Genomic DNA, 21,747 nt, shown 5'->3' with positions numbered 1-21,747 from the left:
GTCCGTGGACGAGCCGGTCCCTGCGGGAGGTACGGAACCGGTCGGTGGCATCTGCTCGTGTCAGCGCAGCGTGTCGAGCTCTGCGGCGAGGTTGTCGGCCTCCGGGCCCACGATCACCTGGATGACGCGGCCCGAGCGCACCACGCCGAACGCCCCCGTGGCCTTGAGCCCGACCTCGTCGACGAGCGCCGGGTTGGTCACCTCGACGCGCAGCCTGGTGATGCAGGGTTCGAGGTCGACCACGTTCGACTGGCCACCGAGCGCCTCGAGGATCTGCTGTGCCTTGCTCATCTACGAACTCCTGACTCCTGTGCTGCGGGCGCCGTTGCCGGGGGAAGGCCTGCGAACAGGCCTCTTTCCTCCACCCTAGTCTCACAGCACGGGCCGGCGAGGGAGAACAGCGGGCGATTTCCCCGCCCGACGGCGCCACGCACCACCCGCCCGCTCGGCAGGTCCCGCTCGTCCCGCCCCCTCGGGTCCTCGCGCTGGGCGACCCGGACGCCGGACCCGTGCGCCGCCGTCGGGCGGGCGCGTCTGCCGCGGCCACGCGCGGCTGCCCGCTTGGCGCTCGGCTCACGGCTGGGGAACACTGCCAGATAGGGGAACCCGGCCGACCGCCGGGACCGGGCGAGCTCAGGAGGACGTCGTGGCCAGCGAGGAACAGCGGACGATCACCGGCATCGGGGTGTGCCCCGGGAAGGTCGTCGGGCCGGTCGTCTTCCTGCCCGAACCGCTCGCGGAACCCTCCCCCGGGCTCCGCCTGCGTCCCACGGCCGACCTGCGCGCAGAGGCCGACCGCATCCCGGTCGCAGCCGCCCAGGTGCAGGCAGACCTCGAACGAGCCGCGGTCGCCGCGACCGGGGACACGCGCGACGTCCTGGAGGCCACGGCCGCGATGGCCGCCGACCCCACGCTCGCGGCCGACGCCGAACGGCGCGTCGTCGACGAGCACCTGATCGCCGAGCGTGCCGTGTGGGAGGCCGCCGAGTCGGTCGCGCAGCAGTTCGAGGCCCTCGGCGGGTACTTCGCCGAGCGCGCGCGCGACATCGCGGACGTGCGCGACCGGATCGTCGCCGCGCTCTCGGGCCGTCCCGCGCCGGGCGTGCCCGACCACCCCGAACCGTTCGTGCTCGTCGCGCTCGACCTGGCCCCGTCGGTGACCGCAGGCCTCGACCCGGCGCGCGTGCTCGCGATCGTGACCGACGGCGCCGGGCCCACGTCGCACACCGCGATCGTCGCCAACGCCATGGGCATCCCCGCGGTCGTCGCCGCGGCCGGGGCGAGCGAGGCGCTCGACGCGGGCGACACGGTCCTCGTCGACGGGTCGGCGGGGACGGTCCTGGTCCACCCCACGGACGAGCAGGTCGCGACCGCCCGGGCGCTCGCCGCGACCGTGCGGACCTTCTCGGGCGAAGGACGCACCGCGGACGGCCACCGGGTCCAGCTCCTGGCCAACATCGGCGACCCCGCGGGCGCCGAGCCCGCCGCGGCCGCCGGGGCCGAGGGCGTGGGGCTCTTCCGGTCCGAGTTCGCGTTCCTCGACCGCGAGGAGCCGCCGACGATCGCCGAGCAGGTCGCCGCCTACCGCACGGTCTTCCACGCCTTCCCCGGCCGCAAGGTCGTGATCCGCACGCTCGACTCGGGCGCGGACAAGCCCCTGCACTTCCTGTCGGTCGACGACGAGGAGAACCCTGCCCTCGGGGTCCGCGGGCTGCGCACCTCCGAGAAGTGGCCCGACCTCCTGGAGCAGCAGCTCGAGGCCATCTCGCTCGCGGCCGCGGCCGAGGAAGCCGTGGTGTGGGTCATGGCGCCCATGGTCTCGACCGTCGCCGAGACCGAGTGGTTCGTCTCCCGGTGCGCGGCCCACGGGCTCGACACCGCGGGCGTCATGATCGAGGTGCCCAGCGCGGCCCTGCTCGCCGGTCCCGTGCTCGCCCGCGCGCACTTCGCCTCGATCGGCACCAACGACCTCACGCAGTACACCATGGCGGCCGACCGCCTCCTCGGCTCGCTCGCGGAGCTCAGCGACCCCTGGCAGCCCGCGGTCCTCCAGCTCGTCGCCGCGACCTGCCGCGGCGGGGACCTCCAGGGGCGGCCCGTGGGCGTGTGCGGCGAGGCGGCGTCGAACCCCGTGCTCGCGGCCGTGCTCGTCGGGCTCGGCGTGTCCTCGCTGTCGATGACCGCGCGCGCGATCCCCGACGTCGCCGCGCTGCTGGGTGCGGTCACGATCGCCGAGTGCCGCGAGGTCGCGCAGCTCGCGCTCGCGGCCGAGAGCGCGGCCGACGCGCGCGCCACGGTCCGGGCGGCACTCCCGCAGCTCGACGAGCTGGGGCTGTGAGGAGCCCGACAGCGGCGAGCGTCACGTCGCCCGAACGCCCGGGCGTGCGCGACCGGATGGGATGATGGCCGCGTGACCAGCGATCCCGTCCCCCACCCCGGCGGCACGCCCGCACCGCTGCCCGGCGGCTCCCCCGCTGCCCTCCCGGTGACCCCCGCGGCACCGCGCCTGCGCGAGTCCGTCGCGTCCTCCGACAGCTTCTACGACGCGATCGGGGGGCACGAGACCTTCGTCCGGCTCGTCGACGTGTTCTACGAGGGAGTGGCCGCGGACCCCGTCCTCAAGCCCATGTACCCCGAGGAGGACCTCGGCCCCGCCAAGGTCCGGCTGACCATGTTCCTCGAGCAGTACTGGGGCGGGCCCACGACCTATTCGGAGCAGCGCGGCCACCCCCGCCTGCGCATGCGCCACGCCCCGTTCAAGGTCAACCCCGACGCGAGGGACCGCTGGCTCGCTCACATGCGTGCCGGCGTCGACTCGCTCGACCTCGCCCCGCTGCACGAGGCCACGCTCTGGGACTACCTGGAACGTGCTGCCCACTCGCTGATCAACACCTTCGAGGAGTGACGTGACCGACGTGACGGCCCCCCAGACGGCCTCGGCCGACCAGTCCGAGCACCGCGACCAGCCCGAGCCCCTGCGCACCAAGGTCACGGCGGACGAGCTCGCGCGCGACCCGCTCGGCAACCTGCTGCGCGCGCTCCAGCTCGAGGAGAAGCCCGCCGACGACTCGCGTTCCGACGGCGCCGACGTGCGCTTCGGCGGCCTGAGCGTCGACCAGCCCAACGCCCGGATCTACGGCGGCCAGGTCCTCGCCCAGGCGCTCATCGCCGCGGGCCTGACCGTCGAGGGTGATCGCCGACCCCACTCGATGCACGGGTACTTCCTGCGCGCGGGCGACCTCGACGCCCCCATCGAGTTCGCGGTCGAGAAGCTGCGCGACGGCCGCTCGTTCAGCGCACGTCGCACGCACGCCGTCCAGCACGGCAAGCCGATCCTGTCGATGATCGCGTCGTTCCAGGAGGAGCAGGACGGCGTCGAGCACACGTCGCCCATGCCCGAGGCCCCGGACCCCGAGACCCTGCCGTCGGCGTTCGACGAGCTCGGCAAGATCCCGCACCCCGCCGCGCGCTCACGCTCGCACGAGGCCGCGTTCGACCTGCGCCACGTGGGCGGCTCGCTCTACCTGGGCCCCGGTGCCGAGCGCACCGACCAGCAGATGGTGTGGATGAGGGCACGCGGCCCCGTCGAGGGCGACCAGCTCCTGCACCGCGCCCTCATGGCGTACGCGTGCGACCAGATCATGCTCGAGCCCGTGCTGCGCAAGACCGGGTCGAGCTGGGTCACGCCCGGTGCCTCGATCGCGAGCCTCGACCACGCCATGTGGTGGCACCGCGACGCACGCGTCGACGACTGGCTGCTCTACGTCCAGTCCTCGCCGAGCGCGCAGGGCGGGCGGGGCCTCGGCGCCGCACGCGTCTTCACGCGCGACGGTCGCCTCGTGGCGAGCATCGCGCAGGAGGGCATGCTGCGGCTGCCGGTCTGATCGCGCGGCTGACGAGCGAGTCGCCGGGGCACGGGGCAGGATGACCGGATGGTCCGCCTGCGCCGTGTCTCGGTCTCCTCTCCCGGGTACGGCCGACGCCGCCACGGGAAGGGGTTCTCGTACCTCGACGTGGACGGCTCCCGGCTGACCGATCCCGACGAGGTCGCCCGCTGCGCCCGCCTGGTCGTCCCGCCCGCCTGGTCTGACGTGTGGATCTGCCGGTTCCCGGACGGCCACATCCAGGCCTTCGGGTACGACGACGCGGGACGCGGCCAGTACCTGTACCACGACCAGTGGCGTGAGCGCAGGGCCCGCCGCAAGTTCGACCACGTCCTCGCGGTCGGCGCCCGGCTCCCTGCCGCGCGCCGCCGGGTCGCCAAGGACCTCGCGCTGGACGGGATGCCGCGGGCCAAGGTCCTCGCGCTCGCCTTCCGGCTCCTGGACCTCGCGTACTTCCGGGCAGGCAGCGAGGCGTACGCGAAGCAGAACGGCAGCTACGGGCTCGCGACCCTGCGCACCGAGCACGTGCGCGTGCGGCGCGACGGCTCGGTCCACTTCCACTACCCCGCGAAGTCGGGGCAGGTGCGCGACGTCGTCGTCGAGGACGAGCGGGTCCGCGAGATCGTCACGACGCTCGTGCGACGTCGGGACGCGGGCGACCTGCTCGCGTGGCGCGAGGAGACGCCGGGCGGCGTCGTCTGGCACGACGTGACGAGCGCGGACGTGACCGCCTATCTCAAGGAACACCTGGGCGAGGACGCGACCGCGAAGGACTTCCGCACCTGGCACGCCACCGTCCTGGCCGCCCGCGCCCTCGCGGACGCGGGTGCACCACCCGCCACGGCCCGCGCCCGGCGGGCCGTGGTCGCGGGCGTGGTCCGGGACGTCGCCGACGAGCTCGGCAACACCCCGGCCGTCGCCCGCTCGTCGTACATCGATCCTCGACTGGTCGACCTCTGGGAGCGCGGGCAGACCATCGAGCCGCTCCTGGGCGGGCGGCGCAGCCAGGCCGCGGCCGAGCGCGCCGTGCTGGACCTGCTCGGGTGACGGCCGGTCGCGAGCCGCCGTCCCCCGGGTCACCATGGGGAGCACCATGACTCCCACCGACGACGCCGCTCCCCCGCCCACCGCGACCGCCCCTGCCAGCGGGCCCACCGTGCCCGTCGCGGGGCCCCGACCTCTGACCGTCGCCGTCACGGGGGTGACGGGCTACGTCGGCGGCCGCCTCGTCCCCGAACTCCTGGGCGCCGGGCACCGCGTGCGCGCGATCGCCCGCCGCCCCGAACGCCTGGCCGGCCGCGAGTGGGCCCAGCACGTGGACCTGGTCCAGGCCGACGCGTCGGACCTCGACCAGATCCGTGAGGGCCTGCGGGGGGCGGACGTCGCGTACTACCTGATCCACTCGCTCGGCACGGGCCGCTCGTTCGCGACCCGCGACCGGCGCACGGCCCTGACGTTCGCCCGGGCGGCCCGCGAGGCGGGCGTCGGGCGGATCGTCTACCTGGGCGGCCTGTTCCCCGACGTCGACGACGCGGACCTGTCCCCGCACCTGGCCTCGCGCAAGGAGGTGGGCGAGATCCTGCTGGCCTCGGGCGTCCCGACGACGGTCCTGCAGGCCGCGGTGATCCTCGGGTCGGGCTCGGCGTCGTTCGAGATGATGCGCTACCTCACCGAGCGCCTGCCCGCGATGACGACGCCGCGCTGGGTCGACAACCGCATCCAGCCGATCGCTATCCGTGACGTGCTGCGCTACCTCGTGGGCAGCGCGACGATGCCCGCGGACGTCTCGCGCGCGTTCGACGTCGGCGGCCCCGACGTCCTGACCTACCGGCAGATGATGCAGGGCTACGCGCAGGTCGCGGGGCTCCCGCGGCGCCTGATCGTGAGCGTGCCGGTCCTGACGCCGCGCCTGTCGAGCCACTGGGTGGGTCTCGTGACCCCCGTGCCCGCGAGCATCGCACGACCCCTGGTCGAGTCCCTGGTCCACGAGGTCGTGTGCGACGAGCACGACATCGCGCGGTACGTCCCCGACCCGCCCGACGGGCTGATCGGCTTCCGCCGGGCGGTCGAGCTCGCGCTGCAGCGCGTCCACGACGGCGAGGTGACCACGCGCTGGTCATCGGCCGCGGTCGAGGGAGCGCCCAGCGACCCTCTGCCCTCCGACCCCGACTGGGCGGGCGGCTCGCTCTACGTCGACGAGCGCCGACGCGTCGTCGACGCCCCGGGCGACGTCCTGTGGTCCGTGATCGAGTCGATCGGCGGGCAGCGCGGCTGGTACTCGTGGTCGCTCGCGTGGCGGGTGCGCGGGCTCCTCGACCGGCTCTCGGGCGGGCCGGGCCTGCGGCGCGGGCGCCGCGACGAGCGCACGCTCGTGGTCGACGACGTCCTGGACTTCTGGCGGGTCGAGGCCATCGAGCCCGGCCGTCGCCTGCTGCTGCGCGCCGAGATGCGGCTGCCGGGTCTCGCGTGGCTCGAGCTGCGCGTCGACGAGTCGGCCGAGGAGATCACGGGGCCCGACGACGCCGGTCCCGCTCCCGAGGAGGCGTCCGGGCCGGGACGGTCCTACTTCGCGCAGCGGGCGTTGTTCCACCCCCACGGGCTCGCCGGGCAGGCGTACTGGTGGTCGGTCGCGCCGTTCCACGGCGTCGTGTTCGGGGGCATGCAGAAGAACATCGCCGAGGCCGCGGAGCGGGCTGCGGCAGCGGGCAAGCCCTAGGTCGGACGACCTGCCGCGGAGCCCTACTCCTCGAGCGCGGTGAGCATCCGGTCGACGAGGGCGAACGCGGTCTCGCTGACGACCATGCCGGCGAGCGTGACGTCGGTGAGGTCGGCGTAGTCCTCGATGAGCTCGCGGATGTCCTCGTCGAGCACACCGGGTCGGTGCACGGCGCCGCGGGCGGGCACGGCTCCCGAGACCAGGTCGAACGTGAGCGAGGCGATCGCGGCGAGCAGCGGCTCGTCGGCCGCGACGAGACGGGCGATGGCCGCACGCCCCGCGGCGGACGTGGCCTCTCCCGTGACGGCCTGGAACGCGAGCAACGCGACCTGGAGCGTCCGGGGGCCGTGGAGGAAGGACTCGTCGAGGCCGGGCAGGACTTCCTGCGCGGCGAGCAGCACCTCGAGCTGGAGGTCGACCTGGTCGGCCGGCTCGCCGGGCAGGTGGGCGGCGCCCATGGTCAGCAGGAGGAGCGCGACCCCGCTGCGCACGTCCTCGGGCTGGCTGTCGTCCCGCACCACCGCGGCGAGCACGCGCAGCGCGGGCACCGACACCCCGTAGAGGGCACCCTCGTGGTTCACGACCTGCCACAGCAGGTCGAGCGCCTCGTCCTGCTCCGCACCCGCCGGTCCGACGACGGCGCGCACCAGGGCAGGGACCACGTCGGCCGCGCCGAACGCACCCTGGTAGGCGCCCCAGTCCACGGCGTCGAGCTCGAGCTCGACGTCGGAGAGGGGCGGCTCGGACCGGGGCAGAACGGGCAGAACGTCTTCGGGTCCGGCGTCGACGGCCACGTCGGCGCCCACAACCTCTACGGTGTCCACGCGCGCATCATGACATCTACCGGGGGTATCCGTCACGGTCGTGTTCGTCACCGGACCGGCGGACGCATCCCCCGACGGCGAGAACACCGGGGGCGTCGGGCGGGCCGGGCGGGATCAGCGCCCCCGGCGACGGAACTCGAGCGGCTCCTCGACGAACGGCTGCCAGGCCGCACGCTCGGGCTCGGTGATGCGTCGCGGGGCGCCCGTCGCCGCGTCGACAACCACGATCGTCGTCGCTGCCTTCGCATAAGGCCGGCTGCCGATCGAGGGCCCCGTGCGCTCGGCACCGTCGGGCCACTCGGTGTGCACCTCGTAGCAGACCTCGAGGCTCGCTCCACCCAGGTGCCCGAGCCACATCTCGACGCGCACCGGGCTCCGCGTGAACCCCAGCGGCCGCAGGTACTCGATCTCCTGCCGGGCGACCAGGGTGTGCGACGTCGCGTGCGGGCCCGTGTCGAGGACCGCCGTGGGCCAGCTCTCCTCGATCGAGGCCTCGGGGTGGCGCCAGAACGCGGTGATGCGGGCATCCTCCAGGAGCCGCAGCATCTCGACGTTGTTGACGTGCTGGTAGGCGTCGAGGTCGGACCAGCGCAGGGCGACGGGGACGTGCAGGCGGGTCATGGAAGTCCTTTCTTCGCGTGGGGCTCGCGCCTCTCGTCCGCCGGGGATCGGCGGGGAGGCACCCGGGTCACCTTACGCCCGCCTCAGGTCGCCGCGACCTGGGCGGCCACGCGGCACGTGGTGAGCGCCGAGAGCTCCTCCGCGACCGGCAGCCAGACGAGACGCCCCGCGACCTTCGCGATGCTCTCCCGCAGCCTGCGACGCGCACGGGCCGCACGCCGTCGGGCACCGAGGGCCCCCGCGACGCGCGCCGCGAGAGCCAGCACGACGCCGACCACCACCCCGCCCACGACCAGCAGGGTCGGCCACGGGAATCCACGCCACACCGGGGTCTCAGGGGCCGGGAGCTGGAGGTAGGCGAGCACCGCGAGCACGCCCAGCCAGACGAGCCCCACGACCAGGGCACCCAGCACGACCCACTGGAGGAAGCTGACCACGCCCCACCAGCGCGGGCGCCGCGCGGCCTCGAGCTCGGTGCCCGCGACCGCCTGGTCGAGCTCGTCGGCCAGCCCCCCGGTGCTGTCGGTCACGCGCTCCCGCGCGGCGAGCGCCCAGTCCTGCGGTGCACCCGCGGTCATGGTCGACACGTACTCGCGGACAGCGACGTGCGCGCGGGCCGCGACCGTGGGCGAGGCACGGGGGACGGACGTCCGGGCGAGGTCGGGCCGGTCCGTGCCGCGCGCGAGCCCGAGACGCCGTAGGGGGTCCACGCGCAGCCTCCCGATCCAGCGCGTGGGCGGCCACCCGGTCGCGGCTCGGGCGCGCCGGTTCGCCGAACCACGGACGGCGTCGACCACGGTCGGCACCCCGGCCGCGGCCTCGAGGGCGTCGACGAGCCGTGAGCGCGCTGCGTCCTGCGACCGCTCGGGCACCTTGTCCCCGCACGCGTCGGCGATCCGACATGCGACGCCGCGCAGGTCCGCGACCATGCGCGCGACCGCGGCCTCGCGCCGGGCGGCCGCCTGGTCCAGGAGCGCGTCGAGCTCGTCGATCCCCTGCCCCGTCGTCGCCGAGACGCCCAGCACGCGCGCCGAGACGAGGCCGTCCTCGGCCACGAGCCGGCGCAGGTCCGCGAGGCACGCGGTCGCCTCCTCGGGGGTCAGCCGGTCGATCTGGTTGAGCACGACCACGACGACGTCACCGTGCCCCGCGAGCGGGCGCAGGTACCGCTCGTGCAGCGCCGCGTCGGCGTACTTCTGCGGGTCGACGACCCACACGAGCAGGTCGACACGCTCGACCAGGCGCTCGGCGATCGCGCGATGCTCGGTCACGACGGAGTCGTGGTCCGGCAGGTCGAGCAGCACGAGGCCGTCGGTGGCCACCCCCGCGCGGTCCGCGGCGTGGTGGCGGTCCCCGACCTCGAGCCAGCTCAGCAAGGGATCGGCCCCCGGCCCCCAGACGACCGCCATCGGTCGCGCCGTCGTCGGGCGCGTGATGCCCGGGCGGGCGAGCGGGGCACGGGCGATCGCGTTGAACAGCGAGGACTTGCCCGACCCGGTCGAGCCCGCGAGCGCGACGACCGTGTGCTCTGCCGACAGCGCGGTGCGCGTCGCGGTGCGCGCGAGGACGGCGCGCGCGTCGTCGAGCAGGTCGTCGGGGAGGCGGGCAGTGCCGGCCGAGACCGCGGTCTCGAGCGCGGCGACGCGCGCCGTCAGGTCGAGGCGGGCCATCAGCGCTCGTCCCCGGTGGGTGCGGCTTCGCCCGGCTCGCCCGGACGGGCGCCGAACAGCCGGCGCCAGAACCCGGGCCGCTCGGTCACCGAGGTGTCGGTGTCGTCAGGTGGTACGGACGCGGGGACGGCGCGCGCCCCGCGCAGAGCACCCCCCTGCCCGACGGCGCCGCTCACCTCCCCTGTCGCGTCCGCCCGGTCGCGGGTCTTCTGCTCGCGCCGTGCGGCCTGGCGCACGGCGTACGCCGCGGCCCGGAGCGGGGCACCCGTGGCGTCCCCCGTGCCGAGAGCGTCGAGCTGCGACGTGTAGCGTCGGGCCTCGCCGTCGAGGACCGCCGCGACGCGGTCCGCGAGCCGGTCCTGCGCGGTGCGAGTCAGGCGGCGGACCGCGTCGTCACCGAACACGGCCTCCAGGAGCTTCTGCGCGAGGACCGCGGTCCCGCCGGCGATCCCGATCTCCGCCCCGGTGATGCCGCCCGTCGAGGCGAACACGAGGATCATGAGCGCCACGCCCAGGCCGTTGAGCCCGAAGGACAGCGCACGCGCCGTACCGCGCCTGCCCGCGGCCTGCTCGCCCACGAGCGCGAGGACGTCGGACTGCCAGCCCCGGATCTCCTCCGCGACCCGGGTCCGCAGGGAGGCCGAGGCGCGGGAGAGGTCGAGCCCGTCGAGCAGCGCGGTTCCGGCCGGGTCGGCACGCCACGCACGGTAGGTGCGCTCGGCGGCCTCCTCCGCGGCGTCGAGCACCACGGACTCCAGGCCGTGCGAGATCGCCTCCTCGACACCCGGGACCTTGCGTCCCTTGCCGCGGAAGAAGCCGCCGATCGCGTCGCGGACCGAACCGACCTTCTGCTCGACCGCCCGGAAGAACTCGCCCGTACCCACGAAGTCCTGCCAGCGCGCGAGGACCTCGCCGCGCAGCATCGCGCCGTCGCTCGTCGCGGCCAGGACCGTGCGCCGCGCGTCGTCGTACGCCGCGTCGACCGAGGACCGCAGGTGGTCGTCGGCCTCGTGCTGCACGTCGACCGCGCCCGCGAGCCGCAGCGCGCGCCGCACCAGGTCGTCGACCACACCGTCCCGCGTCGCGTCGATCACTGCCGAGCGTGCACCCGCGTCGCCGCCGAGCGCGGTCAACCAGCGCGAGATCTCCCCGACCGCGGTCTCGGGCAGCAGGCCGTCCACGAGCGGCGCCTCGGGCACGACGAAGATCGGCGCGTCGCCCAGGCCGTTCTCCGAGGCCAGCCGCTGGAGGTCCGCGCCGACGGCCTCCGCACCGGGATCCACGCGGTCCAGGACGAGCGCCACCTGCGCGCGCCGGGTCGCGGCCTCGTGGAGCAGGTCCCAGGGCACCGCGTCGGCGTAGCGGGCGGCCGTGGTCACGAAGAGCCACAGGTCCGCGGCCCCCAGGAGCTGCGCGGCGAGCTCGCGGTTCTCGACCACGACCGAGTCGACGTCCGGGGCGTCGAGGAGGGCCAGACCCGGCGGCAGGACCTCGGACGCGACCAGCCGGACCGACCGCTGCGCCCCCTCGGCGGAACCGTGGTCCGCGGGCCCCGTGACGCGCGCGAGCCCCGGCAGGACGCGGTCCGTGCTGAACCAGCGGGCGTCGAGCGGGTGGTGCACCAGCACGGGCGAGCGGGTCGTGGGCCGCAGGACCCCCGGCACCGTGACCTTCTCCCCCAGGACCGAGTTCACGAGGGTCGACTTGCCCGCCCCCGTCGAGCCACCGACGACCACCAGCAGCGGCGCGGACCGCGACCGCAGGCGCGGGAGCAGGTAGTCGTCGAGCTGGTCGACCGCGAGCGCCAGCGTCCGACGGTCGTCCTCGACGCCGGGCGTCACGAGGGGAAGGCGCTGCGCGGTGAGCTCGCCCCGCAGGACGTCGAGCGACGCGACGAGCTCGTCGGTGCCCTGCGGCGTCCGCGCGGGCACGTTCCCCGCGCCGGGGTCCTCGTCCGCCGCGTGGCGACCATGACCGGCCTCGTCGAGGCCCTGGTCGGGGGTGCCGAGAGCGCGGGATCGGCCGTCGCCCGCGTCGGTGGGACCGTCGTCGGGAGCACCGCCGACGGGCGGGACGGCGTCGTCGCTCGGGTGGGTCATGCGCCTCAGTCTGCCGGACGGAGCGCCCGCGCGAACGGTGAGCGCGCCGCGACGACGAAGGGCCCCCGGCGGATCGCCGGAGGCCCTTCGTCACGGTGCCGCCCGTCAGGGGGCGAGCACAGGTCGTGCGCTGGTCAGTCGCGCGTCAGCTTGCGGTACGTGACGCGGTGCGGGCGCGCCGCGTCGGCGCCGAGGCGGCTGATCTTGTTCTCCTCGTACGAGGCGAAGTTACCCTCGAACCAGTACCAGTTCGCCGGGTCCTCCTCGGTGCCCTCGTACGCGAGGATGTGCGTCGCGACGCGGTCGAGGAACCACCGGTCGTGCGAGACCACGACGGCGCAGCCGGGGAACTCGAGCAGGGCGTTCTCGAGCGAGCCCAGGGTCTCGACGTCGAGGTCGTTGGTGGGCTCGTCGAGCAGCAGGAGGTTTCCACCCTGCTTGAGGGTCAGCGCGAGGTTCAGACGGTTGCGCTCACCACCCGAGAGCACGCCGGCCGGCTTCTGCTGGTCCGGCCCCTTGAAGCCGAACGCCGCGACGTACGCCCGTGAGGGCATCTCGACGTTGCCGACCTTGATGAAGTCCAGACCGTCCGAGACGACCTCGAACAGCGTCTTCTTGGGGTCGATCCCGCCACGTGACTGGTCGACGTAGGAGATCGACACGGTCTCGCCGACCTTGAGGTCGCCGCCGTCGAGCGGCTCGAGGCCCACGATCGTCTTGAACAGCGTCGTCTTGCCGACACCGTTCGGACCGATCACGCCGACGATGCCGTTGCGCGGCAGCGTGAAGCTCAGCCCGTCGATGAGCTGGCGGCCGTCGAAGCCCTTCTGCAGGTTCTGGGCCTCCAGGACGACCGAGCCCAGACGCGGGCCCGGCGGGATCTGGATCTCCTCGAAGTCCAGCTTCCTGGTGCGGTCCGCCTCGGCAGCCATCTCCTCGTAGCGCGCCAGACGCGCCTTCGACTTGGTCTGGCGGCCCTTCGCGTTGGAGCGGACCCACTCGAGCTCGTCCTTCAGGCGCTTCGCGAGCTTCTGGTCCTTCTTGCCCTGGATCGCCAGGCGCTCCTGCTTCTTCTCCAGGTACGTGGAGTAGTTGCCCTCGTAGGGGTACAGGCGACCGCGGTCGACCTCGCAGATCCACTCCGCGACGTGGTCGAGGAAGTAGCGGTCGTGGGTCACGGCGAGGATCGCGCCGGGGTACGACGCGAGGTGCTGCTCGAGCCACAGGACCGACTCGGCGTCCAGGTGGTTGGTGGGCTCGTCGAGGAGCAGGAGGTCGGGCTTCTCGAGGAGGAGCTTGCAGAGCGCGACACGGCGGCGCTCACCACCCGAGAGCACCGACACGTCGGCGTCCGGCGGCGGGCAGCGCAGCGCGTCCATGGCCTGCTCGAGCTGGGAGTCGAGGTCCCACGCGTCGGCCGCGTCGATGGCCTCCTGCAGTGTGCCCATCTCGGCGAGCAGGGCGTCGAAGTCCGCGTCCGGCTCGGCCATGAGCGCCGAGATCTCGTTGAAGCGGTCGAGCTTGCCCTTGATCTCGGCCACGCCCTCCTCGACGTTGCCGAGGACCGTCTTCTCCTCGTTCAGCGGCGGCTCCTGGAGCAGGATGCCGACCGAGTATCCCGGCGAGAGCCGGGCGTCACCGTTCGAGGGCTGCTCGAGGCCGGCCATGATCTTCAGGATCGTGGACTTGCCGGCACCGTTGGGGCCGACCACACCGATCTTGGCCCCGGGAAGGAAGTTCAGGGTGACGTCGTCGAGGATGACCTTGTCACCGTGCGCCTTGCGCGCCTTGTACATGGAGTAGATGAACTCAGCCACTGGCTCTGTTCCACCGTTCGATCGCTCGCGGGATGCTGTGCGCCCGCCCCGGACCCGGGGTGCCCCAGGTGGGGCGGGCGTCTTCGACCCCCCAGCCTACGCGGTCGGGCCTCAGCGCGTCGCCAGGAGCTCGCCGGTCGGCACGTCCTCGTGGGTGTGGTCGGCCCCGACCTTCTCGGCGGTGAGCCCCGCGTCGTCGGCGCCCGGTCCCTGCTCCCCCAGCACGTCGTCCACCAGGCCGTGCTCGGCGTCGTCGTCCTCGGGGAACGGGTCTCCCAGGCGGCCCAGGTCCCACGCGCTGCCGTCGCCCGGTCCCTCGCTCAGGCCGCCCGCCCGCTCACCGGACCCCTGGACCCCCGCGCCCGGGACCGCGCCGGGCGAGGCGGGCGCCGGGGCGTCCGCGGCGCCGTCGGGCTGGGCGGTGCGGTGGACCGTGTGCTGGAACTGCGCGCGACCGCGCGTCAGGTCAGGGCCGAGCGCGCTCGCCTCGATCACGAGGTTGGTGCGCGGGCCCTCGGGGCTGGTCCACTCGTCGACCGCGAGACGGCCCGTGACCACGACCGCGTCGCCCTTGCGCAGCGACGCCGCGACGTTCTGCGCCATGGCACGCCACGCCTTGACGGTGAACCAGATGGTGCGCCCGTCGACCCATTCGCCGCGCGAGCGGTCGAGGTAGCGCGTGGTGCTCGCGATGCGGAAGCTCGTGAAGTCGTTCCCGGTCGGGGACGTGAAGAGCTTGGGGGTCGTGCCCATGAAGCCTGCCAGCGTCACCGTGACGTCGTTGCCCATCGTTCCTCCTGGGTGCGGGGCCGGCCTGGTGCCGACCACGCACTCAGGCTGACGGTTCGCGCGTCGCCGTGTCCTGGCTCGTGGGGGCGTCTGTGGACAGGTCGCTCAGGTCCTTGGCTGTGGGCAACGTCAGGGGCCCGGTGAGCGGTGATGCCTTGCCCGTGTCGCGCGCGGACTGCGCCAGCTCGCGCACCCGCCGGTGCTCGTCGAGGAGCTTCTGCGTGGGCCTGCCCATGGTCTCCTGGACCACCCGCTCGACGGCGCCGCGACCCGAGGCCAGGACCGTCGCCTCCCGGCGTCGCGCCAGCGTGCGACGGATCTGGATCCCCGCGAGGAAGAAGCCCAGGGCGACCAGGACCGCGGCCCCGGCCACGATCGCGAACGTCGCGACGATCGTCTTGTCCAGGTCCAGCACGCCCAGCGAGCTGAGGATCGCGAGCGCCCCCGTGACCACCGCGACGCCGATCGCCGCGAGAGCCGTGGTGCGGGTCGCCCGCGCCGAGGACGGCCCGCGGGTGTCGAGCGAGACCTTCGACAGCGCGCGCTGCGTGTCCTCGACCAGCCGGTCCGCGGGAGCGACCGCCTCGTCGAGCGCGCGCTTCCAGCCCGGGCGCAACGCCTTGCCGGCCCGCGCGAGCCACCGGCTCCGGGACAGCGCGACGGCGTCGACCTGCGGCGGGGCGAACTCGGGGCGGCCGTACCCGTTGCGCACCGCCGCCGCGACCTGCCCCGCGACGGCCGAGAGCCCGGTGGCCTCACCGATCGCCGCGACCTCCTCGTCGACCGCGGTGCTCATGGTCCACGGCACCTCGCCCGGGGTCTCCTCGAGCAGGAGCGCCCCCGCGCGGTCGAGCTCGCCCGCGACGCGGCTCGCGGCCACGCTCCGGCGGGCAACCGCCTGCTCCAGGAGCTCGCGCACCTGCCCGAGCCCCTCGCCCGTGCGCGCCGAGACCATCGTCACGAAGACGCCCGAGAGCCCGTCCTCCTCCAGGAGACGCCCCATGTCCGCGACGAGGTTGCCGCGCTGCGTCGTGGGGACCGTGTCAATCTGGTTGAGCGCCACGACCATCGACGCCTCGAGGCCGACCGACTTCTGCAGGTAGCCCGAGTGCAGCGCGTCGTCCGCGTACTTCTGCGGGTCCACGACCCACACGAGCAGGTCGACGAGCGGCAGGACGCGGTTGACGACCTCCTGGTGCGCGGGCTCGATCGAGTCGTGGTCCGGCAGGTCCAGCAGGACCAGGCCCTCCAGCCCCTGCTCGGCGTCACCGTCGAGCTCGCTGCCGCGCGTGATGCGACGCTCCGGGTCGACCTCCAGCCAGTCCAGCAGCGCGGTCGCCTGGTCGCTCCACGAGCACGCCGTGATGCGGGCCGTCGTGGGGCGCTTGGCGCCCACGTCCGCGAAGTTGAGCCGCGAGATCCGGTTGAAGAGGCTCGACTTGCCCGAGCCCGTACCGCCCGCGAGCGCCACGACGGTGTGGTCCACGCCGAGTGCCAGGCGCTCACGCACCCCGCCGATCGCGGTCCGGACCCGGGCCGCGACCTCCGGGTCGAGCCGGTCGCCCGCGAGGTCCAGGGCCTTGGCGAGGTCGTCGGTCCGGGACCGGAGCTGGGTGTCGTGGGACGTCATGAGAGCCTCCTGAGCTCGGCGAGGCGCAGGCGCAGCCCGACGGCGGCATCCGGTGCGAGGGCGGGGATGTCGAGGCGGTCGTGCAGGTCGACGGACTCGCGCGCCACCACGGCGGCGGCGCGGTCCGCGAGGTCCGACGTCAGGGTCGCGACCGACGCGTCCCCGGCGTCGCCGAGGAGGCTGTGCACGAGGCGAGCGGCGTCGTCGGACCCTGCGGCGGCCGTGAGGAGCAGTGTCGCGAGGCCCGTGGGGCCGAACGCCTTGACGGCGGCCTCGGCCCGGCGCGACTCCGCCGTCTCCTGCGGCGCGATGCCGGGCTCGTCGACACCACGCAGCGCCTCGACGGCGCGGTCCGCGACGGCGACCCACTCGTGGACCTGCGTCGCCGCGGCCTTCTCGCGTGCCGCCTCACGGACCGGGTCACCGTGCTCTGGGGCGAACGCCGGGCCACCCGGAGGGGCCGCCGGGCCGGACAGCGCGGCGCGCAGCGCGTCGTCGGCGGTCGCCCCCGCCGCGACCAGCGTGCGGGTCGCCGCGGCGCGCACCTCCTCCAGCAGAGGTTCGAGCGCGACCTCGCGCGAGCGCCCCCTGCGCTTGGTCGAGCGCGCCAGCCCGTGCCGGACCTTGATGCGGTCGATCTTCTCGGCGCCCGCGAGCTGGGCCCAGCGCGACGCGACCGATCCCCCGGCCACCACGCCCGAGGCGACGGTCCGACGGGCGGAGGCCTCGGCGTCGGGCAGCGCGCGGTCGATCGTCTCGCGCACGACCTCCGCGGCCTCGACCTGCTCCTGCACCGCGTCCGCGATGCCCGTGACCCAGGCGGGCAGCGCCGCGAGCGAACCCTTGAGCGTGCGCACGATCACGGCGCGCGAGCGGTCCGGCCCCGCGAGCATCGTCAGCCAGCGCGCGATGGGCGCGACCGTCGCGCGGTCGAGCATGCCCTCGTGCGGGCCGACGTCGGGGATCACGAACAGCGGGACGCCCTCCATGCCGTGCTCGCGCAGGCGCGCCAGGAGGTCGCCACGGATCGTCGTGAGGTTGTGCTGCGGGACCCGGTTGAGGACCATCGCGACGCTCGCGCCACGCTCCATGGCCTGCCCCAGCGCGACCCAGGGCAGGGCGTCCCCGTAGCGTGCGGCCGTGGTCACGAAGAGCCACAGGTCCGCGGCCTCGAGCAGCTGGGCCGCGGTCGACCGGTTCTCCGCGAGGAGCGAGTCCAGGTCCGGGGCGTCGAGCAGCGCCGTGCCGCGCGGCACGCCGTCGTGCTCGACCACGCGCGACATGGCCGTCGTGGGGCTGTGGACCAGGACGTCGACGTCGAGCGGGTTGTAGGCGAAGACGGGCTCACGGGTCGTCGGGCGCAGGACGCCCGCCGTCGAGACCTCCTCGCCCAGCAGCGAGTTGTACAGGGTCGACTTGCCCGCGCCCGTCGACCCCGCGATCACGACGACCGCAGGCGAGGACAGCTCCTTGAGCCGTGGCAGCAGGTGCTCGTCGAGCTGGTTCAGGAGGCGCTTGCGGGCCTCCTCGGCGTCCGCGGCACCCGCGAGGTCCAGCGGCAGGCGGGCGTCGGCGACGTCGCGGCGCAGGTCCCGGCCCACGTCGTAGACGGTGGTCCCGATCTCCTCGGGGGCCGAGCCGGAGGCGTTGCCAGGCGTGTTGCCGGGCGCCCTGCCGAAGGCGGACGCAGCCCGCGAGGCAGGGTCGGCAGCATGTCGGGTCGTCACCCGTTCATCTTCTGTGGTTCGCAGGGCGATGCCAAACGCGCGCGCCGATGATCGGGTGACGGACTGCGGCAAGGGCGGGTGAGTTGGCCGGCCCCGGGGCGTGAGGCCGGGTCGAGGTGGCGTGCGACACGTCCGCCTCGCGCGCGTGCGCGCAGGTCACGGCCGGATCCCACTACGATGGTCCCCGCGCCCCGATAGCTCAATGGATAGAGCAACGGCCTTCTAATCCGTAGGTTGCAGGTTCGAGTCCTGCTCGGGGCACCCCTACGCCCGACGCCCGACCTCACGTCCCGCGCCCTCACCGCGTCTTCAGGACGAACCGGTCCAACCGTCGCGGAGGTACTCCCATGCTTGCCGTCCAGAGCACCGAGCACGTCACGATCGACCCGTCGATCCTCTACTTCGGGACCCCGGTCGTGCTCGTCAGCACGACCGGCGCCGACGGAAGGCCCAACCTCGCCCCGTTGTCGTCGATCTTCTGGTTGGGTCACACCGCCGTGATCGGCGTGGGTGCCAGGTCGCAGACGGCGATCAACCTCCGCGCCTCGGGCGAGGCCGTGCTCAACCTGCCCTCGGTCGAGCAGGTCTCGGCCGTGGACCGGATCGCGCTCACGACGGGCCGCGACCCGGTGTCGGCGCGCAAGGCGTCCGTGGGGTACCGGTACGAGCCCGACAAGTTCGGGCGCGCGGGCCTCACCCCGGTCGCGTCGGACACGGTGTCGGCGCCGCGGGCGGGCGAGTGCCCCGTACAGCTCGAGGGCCGCGTGGTCGACGTCCACCCCTTGTGCGGCGACGACCCGGTCGCGGCGGGAAGCATCCTCGCGGTCGAGGTCGCGGTCACGCGGGTGCACGTGCACGAGTCGATCCGTCTGGCGGGTTCGGCCCATCGGATCGACCCCGACCGGTGGCGCCCGCTCATCATGAGCTTCCAGCAGTTCTACGGGCTGGGCGACCGCGTGCTGCCGTCACGGCTCGCGACGATCGACGAGGAGTGGTACCGCTGACCGGGCTCCCCTGCCGGTCGTCCTCGTCGGCGGCGCCGTCTCTGACACGATCTCCCCATGTCCCTCCCCGACCTCCTGCAGCTCGCTGTCGCGGTCCTCGCCCTGGTGGCGCTCGCGTGCGGGGTCATCGCGTGGACGGGCCGTCGCACGATCCCCGACGCCCTGGTCGCGGTCCTGCGCGCGGCCGTGCAGCTCGCCCTGGTCGCGCTGGTGATCGGCTGGATCTTCGCGCACCCGGTCGCCGTCGGCCCGTACCTCGCGGTCATGCTCGTCGCGGCGGCGGTCACGTCGGCCCGACGCATCGGCGGCGGCTGGGCTGCCCTGCCCTCCCTCCTCGTCTCGATCGGGACGGGCGCCGCGATCGTCCTGGGCGTCGTGCTCGCGGCGGGGGCGCTCGCGCCGACCGGGCAGGAGGTCCTGCCGTTCACGGCCCAGGTCATCGGCGGTGCCATGACAGCCGCCTCGCTCGCGGGCCTGCGCATGCGCGACGACGTCGCTCACCGCTGGGGGGAGGTCGAGGCCATGCTGGCGCTCGGCTTCTCACGGCGCGAGTCGGTCGCGGACCTCGGTCGGCAGGCCGCTGCCCGCGCGCTCGTCCCGGCCCTCGACCAGACGCGGGCGGCCGGCCTGGTCACCCTGCCGGGGGCGTTCGTCGGGCTGCTGCTCGCGGGCGCCCCGCCGTGGCGAGCCGCGCAGGTCCAGCTCCTGGTGCTCGTGGGCCTGCTGGCCGCCCAGGCGATCTCCGCCGTCGGGACGGCCGTGCTGACCGCTCCGCTGTGGGCGGCGTCCCGACCCGTCGTGACGGTCCGGTGACGGGCACCGTGCCGTGGTCGGCCGAGCGTGAACCGCCCGGGTCGGGGGTCACGTCCACGGAGCGGGAACGATTCGTCGGCGGTCCGCGACAGCACCACCCGGACCTCCGGCGGAGTCCGTCAGCCCCCGAGCCCGGCGCGCACGATCACCCCATCGAGGAAGGCCGCGACGTCGGCGAGCTCCTCGGCGCTGATCGAGTGCGGCAGCCCCGCGTACTCGACGTCGGTGACGTCGGTGAACCGCGGCAGCCAGGCCGAGGTCCGCGCGGTCGCGTCGGGCGAGATGACCTGGTCCGCGTCGCCGTGACCGAAGAACACGGGCGGACGTCGCTCGGCGAGCGCCGCGTCACCCGGGAGCGAGGCGTCGAGGACGAACCCCGAGAGCACGACCCCCGCCGCGAAGCGCTCGGGCGCGGCGCGCAGGAGCTGGGTCACCATGAGACCACCCTGCGAGAAGCCCACGGGCACGACGACCGTCCCCGGCGTCACGTTCGCGTCGAGCCACGCGAGCACCGCGGCGGTGGACTCCACGACGGGCTGCGGGTCGGGACGCCCGGGCACGCCCAGAGGGAACCAGGAGAACCCGCCGTTGCCCGCGTCGAGCGGTGCGCGCAGCGACGCCCAGTCCCAGACCGGGTGAAGATGACCGGCGATCGCGGGCAGGTCGTGCTCGTGCGAGCCGAAGCCGTGGAGCAGCAGCAGGAGGGGACGGCCCGCCTGGTTGCTGCCGCGGACGTGGACCGTGATCGGGATGCTCATGCCGAGAATCCTCACACGGGGAGTTCTCTCCTCTCCCGGGGCGTGAAAGAGTAAAGAACCGGCCACCCGTCGCGGATATACTCCCCGGACCGGCCGGTCGACCGGCTTGCCCGGTTCGCCGGGTTCCAGGGGTGGGTCTCGCACCGACCCCGGTCAGTCACGAGCGAAGGATCACGATGACCGAGGCAGCACCGCTCCAGCCCCCCGCCGCGACCGAGCACCTCGTGCTCTCCGCGCCCGAGCCCGTGAAGCCCGTCGCGACCACGCAGGCCCCCGCGATGGCCCCGCGCGTCGACGAGGCCGCGATCCCCGGCCTGGACCAGAAGGTCACGTCCTACCTCGACGCGCTCATGGCCTCCGACGCCCGCTCGCCCGAGTTCGCGGCCAAGGCCAACGACGTGCGCACCATGGGCGACCAGGACATCCGCACCGCGGCCGACTCCTCGAACCGTCTCCTCGCCACGCCCGTGCGCGCGCTCAAGGAGGGCGGCCTGTCCGAGGGCTCCAAGGTGGGCAGCACGCTCCTGGAGCTGCGCCGCACGGTCGAGAACCTCGACCCGTCCGAGGCGAGCGTGGGACGCAAGCTCCTGGGCATCATCCCCTTCGGCGACAAGCTGACCGACTACTTCCGCCGCTACGAGAGCGCGCAGGGCCACCTCAACGCGATCATCCGCGCGCTCTACGACGGCCAGGACGAGCTCCGCAAGGACAACGCCGCGCTCAACCTCGAGAAGCAGCACCTGTGGGACACCATGGCGCGCCTCAACCAGTACATCTACGTGGCCGAGCGTCTCGACGCGCAGCTCTCCGCGAAGACCGCCGAGCTCGACGCGACGGACCCGGAGAAGGCCAAGGCGCTGCGCGAGGACGTCCTGTTCTACGTGCGCCAGAAGCACCAGGACCTCCTGACGCAGCTCGCGGTGTCCATCCAGGGCTACCTCGCGATCGACATCGTCATCAAGAACAACGTCGAGCTCATCAAGGGCGTCGACCGTGCGACCACCACGACCGTCTCCGCGCTGCGCACGGCCGTGATCGTGGCGCAGGCCCTCGCGAACCAGAAGCTCGTCCTCGACCAGATCACCGCGCTCAACACGACGACGTCGAACATGATCGCCTCGACGTCCAAGATGCTCGCGGACCAGTCGGCGACCATCCAGTCGCAGGCGGCGAGCGCGACCGTCGGCCTCCCCCAGCTCCAGGCCGCGTTCCAGAACATCTACGCGACCATGGACTCGATCTCGACGTTCAAGGTCCAGGCGCTGGACTCGATGGCGCAGACCATCGGCGTCCTGGAGACCGAGACGACCAAGGCGCGCGAGTACCTGGACCGGGTGGCCCAGGGCGACCAGTCGGGTGCGGCCTCGGGCTCGCTCGACCTCGGGAAGGTCTGAC

The 21,747-nt window shown here is 73.9% G+C and carries 18 protein-coding genes and 1 tRNA gene; 9 read left to right on the top strand and 10 right to left on the bottom strand.

Features of this window, described 5'->3' with window-relative positions; all coding sequences use genetic code 11:
* Positions 1-60 precede the first annotated feature (60 nt).
* Entirely contained in the window at positions 61-291 is a 231-nt protein-coding gene (locus ACFRCR_RS00805; protein ID WP_030150932.1) for a glucose PTS transporter subunit EIIB, read from the bottom strand.
* Positions 292-646: 355 nt separating this feature from the next.
* Here ACFRCR_RS00805 and ptsP point away from each other — a divergent pair, with 355 nt between their 5' ends.
* The 5 genes from ptsP (at position 647) to ACFRCR_RS00780 (ending at position 6,600) form a co-directional block, all read left to right on the top strand.
* Positions 647-2,338 (top strand): phosphoenolpyruvate--protein phosphotransferase, encoded by a 1,692-nt coding sequence (ptsP, locus tag ACFRCR_RS00800; protein ID WP_377674642.1) that lies wholly within the window; start codon positions 647-649, stop codon positions 2,336-2,338.
* Positions 2,339-2,485: 147 nt separating this feature from the next.
* A complete protein-coding gene (locus ACFRCR_RS00795) occupies positions 2,486-2,905 on the top strand; it encodes a globin (protein ID WP_377674647.1) in 420 nt (139 codons plus the stop codon).
* Position 2,906: 1 nt separating this feature from the next.
* Positions 2,907-3,884, top strand: a complete 978-nt coding sequence (locus tag ACFRCR_RS00790; RefSeq protein ID WP_377674640.1) for an acyl-CoA thioesterase — start codon at positions 2,907-2,909, stop codon at positions 3,882-3,884.
* 48 nt (positions 3,885-3,932) lie between these two features.
* Positions 3,933-4,931, top strand: coding sequence for a DNA topoisomerase IB (locus ACFRCR_RS00785; RefSeq protein WP_377674638.1), 999 nt, complete (start codon positions 3,933-3,935; stop codon positions 4,929-4,931).
* Between the two features lie 46 nt (positions 4,932-4,977).
* Entirely contained in the window at positions 4,978-6,600 is a 1,623-nt protein-coding gene (locus ACFRCR_RS00780; protein ID WP_377674636.1) for an SDR family oxidoreductase, read from the top strand.
* Positions 6,601-6,623: 23 nt separating this feature from the next.
* Here the strand turns inward: ACFRCR_RS00780 and ACFRCR_RS00775 are convergent, their stop codons facing one another.
* The 8 genes from ACFRCR_RS00775 to ACFRCR_RS00740 form a co-directional block, all read right to left on the bottom strand.
* Positions 6,624-7,424 carry a hypothetical protein gene (locus ACFRCR_RS00775; RefSeq protein WP_377674634.1) on the bottom strand — a complete coding sequence of 267 codons (801 nt, stop codon included), beginning with the start codon at positions 7,422-7,424 and terminating at the stop codon, positions 6,624-6,626.
* A 114-nt stretch (positions 7,425-7,538) separates the two neighbouring features.
* Positions 7,539-8,045: a thioesterase family protein gene (locus ACFRCR_RS00770; protein ID WP_138824940.1), complete on the bottom strand. Its 507-nt coding sequence runs from the start codon at positions 8,043-8,045 to the stop codon at positions 7,539-7,541.
* An 83-nt stretch (positions 8,046-8,128) separates the two neighbouring features.
* Positions 8,129-9,715 carry a GTPase family protein gene (locus tag ACFRCR_RS00765; protein ID WP_377674632.1) on the bottom strand — a complete coding sequence of 529 codons (1,587 nt, stop codon included), beginning with the start codon at positions 9,713-9,715 and terminating at the stop codon, positions 8,129-8,131.
* Entirely contained in the window at positions 9,715-11,814 is a 2,100-nt protein-coding gene (locus ACFRCR_RS00760; RefSeq protein WP_377674630.1) for a dynamin family protein, read from the bottom strand. Before ACFRCR_RS00760 ends, ACFRCR_RS00765 begins: the two co-directional genes overlap by 1 nt.
* 134 nt (positions 11,815-11,948) lie before the next feature.
* The gene (ettA, locus tag ACFRCR_RS00755) at positions 11,949-13,631 is read right to left on the bottom strand and encodes an energy-dependent translational throttle protein EttA (protein WP_030150922.1); all 1,683 of its coding nucleotides are present in this window, start codon (positions 13,629-13,631) and stop codon (positions 11,949-11,951) included.
* A gap of 111 nt (positions 13,632-13,742) precedes the next feature.
* Positions 13,743-14,420 (bottom strand): single-stranded DNA-binding protein, encoded by a 678-nt coding sequence (locus ACFRCR_RS00750; protein WP_377674628.1) that lies wholly within the window; start codon positions 14,418-14,420, stop codon positions 13,743-13,745.
* A gap of 43 nt (positions 14,421-14,463) precedes the next feature.
* Positions 14,464-16,050 carry a GTPase gene (locus ACFRCR_RS00745; protein WP_377674626.1) on the bottom strand — a complete coding sequence of 529 codons (1,587 nt, stop codon included), beginning with the start codon at positions 16,048-16,050 and terminating at the stop codon, positions 14,464-14,466.
* A complete protein-coding gene (locus tag ACFRCR_RS00740) occupies positions 16,047-17,777 on the bottom strand; it encodes a GTPase (RefSeq protein ID WP_377674623.1) in 1,731 nt (576 codons plus the stop codon). The genes ACFRCR_RS00745 and ACFRCR_RS00740 overlap by 4 nt, the downstream gene beginning before the upstream one ends.
* Positions 17,778-17,965: 188 nt before the next feature.
* On the opposite strand from ACFRCR_RS00740, the gene ACFRCR_RS00735 reads away from it, so the two are divergent.
* The 3 genes from ACFRCR_RS00735 to ACFRCR_RS00725 all read left to right on the top strand — a co-directional run bounded on the left by ACFRCR_RS00735 (position 17,966) and on the right by ACFRCR_RS00725 (position 19,594).
* Positions 17,966-18,038, top strand: a tRNA-Arg gene (locus tag ACFRCR_RS00735).
* A gap of 86 nt (positions 18,039-18,124) precedes the next feature.
* Complete coding sequence (locus ACFRCR_RS00730) at positions 18,125-18,781, top strand: flavin reductase family protein (RefSeq protein ID WP_377674621.1); 657 nt, start codon at positions 18,125-18,127, stop codon at positions 18,779-18,781.
* 57 nt (positions 18,782-18,838) lie between these two features.
* The gene (locus tag ACFRCR_RS00725) at positions 18,839-19,594 is read left to right on the top strand and encodes an ABC transporter permease (RefSeq protein ID WP_377674619.1); all 756 of its coding nucleotides are present in this window, start codon (positions 18,839-18,841) and stop codon (positions 19,592-19,594) included.
* A gap of 119 nt (positions 19,595-19,713) precedes the next feature.
* Here the strand turns inward: ACFRCR_RS00725 and ACFRCR_RS00720 are convergent, their stop codons facing one another.
* The gene (locus ACFRCR_RS00720; protein WP_377674617.1) at positions 19,714-20,352 is read right to left on the bottom strand and encodes an alpha/beta hydrolase; all 639 of its coding nucleotides are present in this window, start codon (positions 20,350-20,352) and stop codon (positions 19,714-19,716) included.
* Between the two features lie 176 nt (positions 20,353-20,528).
* Here ACFRCR_RS00720 and ACFRCR_RS00715 point away from each other — a divergent pair, with 176 nt between their 5' ends.
* Positions 20,529-21,746, top strand: coding sequence for a toxic anion resistance protein (locus ACFRCR_RS00715; RefSeq protein ID WP_030150916.1), 1,218 nt, complete (start codon positions 20,529-20,531; stop codon positions 21,744-21,746).
* The last annotated feature ends 1 nt before the right edge of the window (position 21,747 follow it).

The organism is Oerskovia sp. NPDC056781, from assembly GCF_042789955.1.
In the GTDB taxonomy this organism is placed as follows: Bacteria; Actinomycetota; Actinomycetes; order Actinomycetales; family Cellulomonadaceae; genus Oerskovia; species Oerskovia rustica.
The sequence above is the reverse complement of the archived record's forward strand: the minus strand, read 5'-3'. Positions and strand labels throughout refer to the sequence as shown.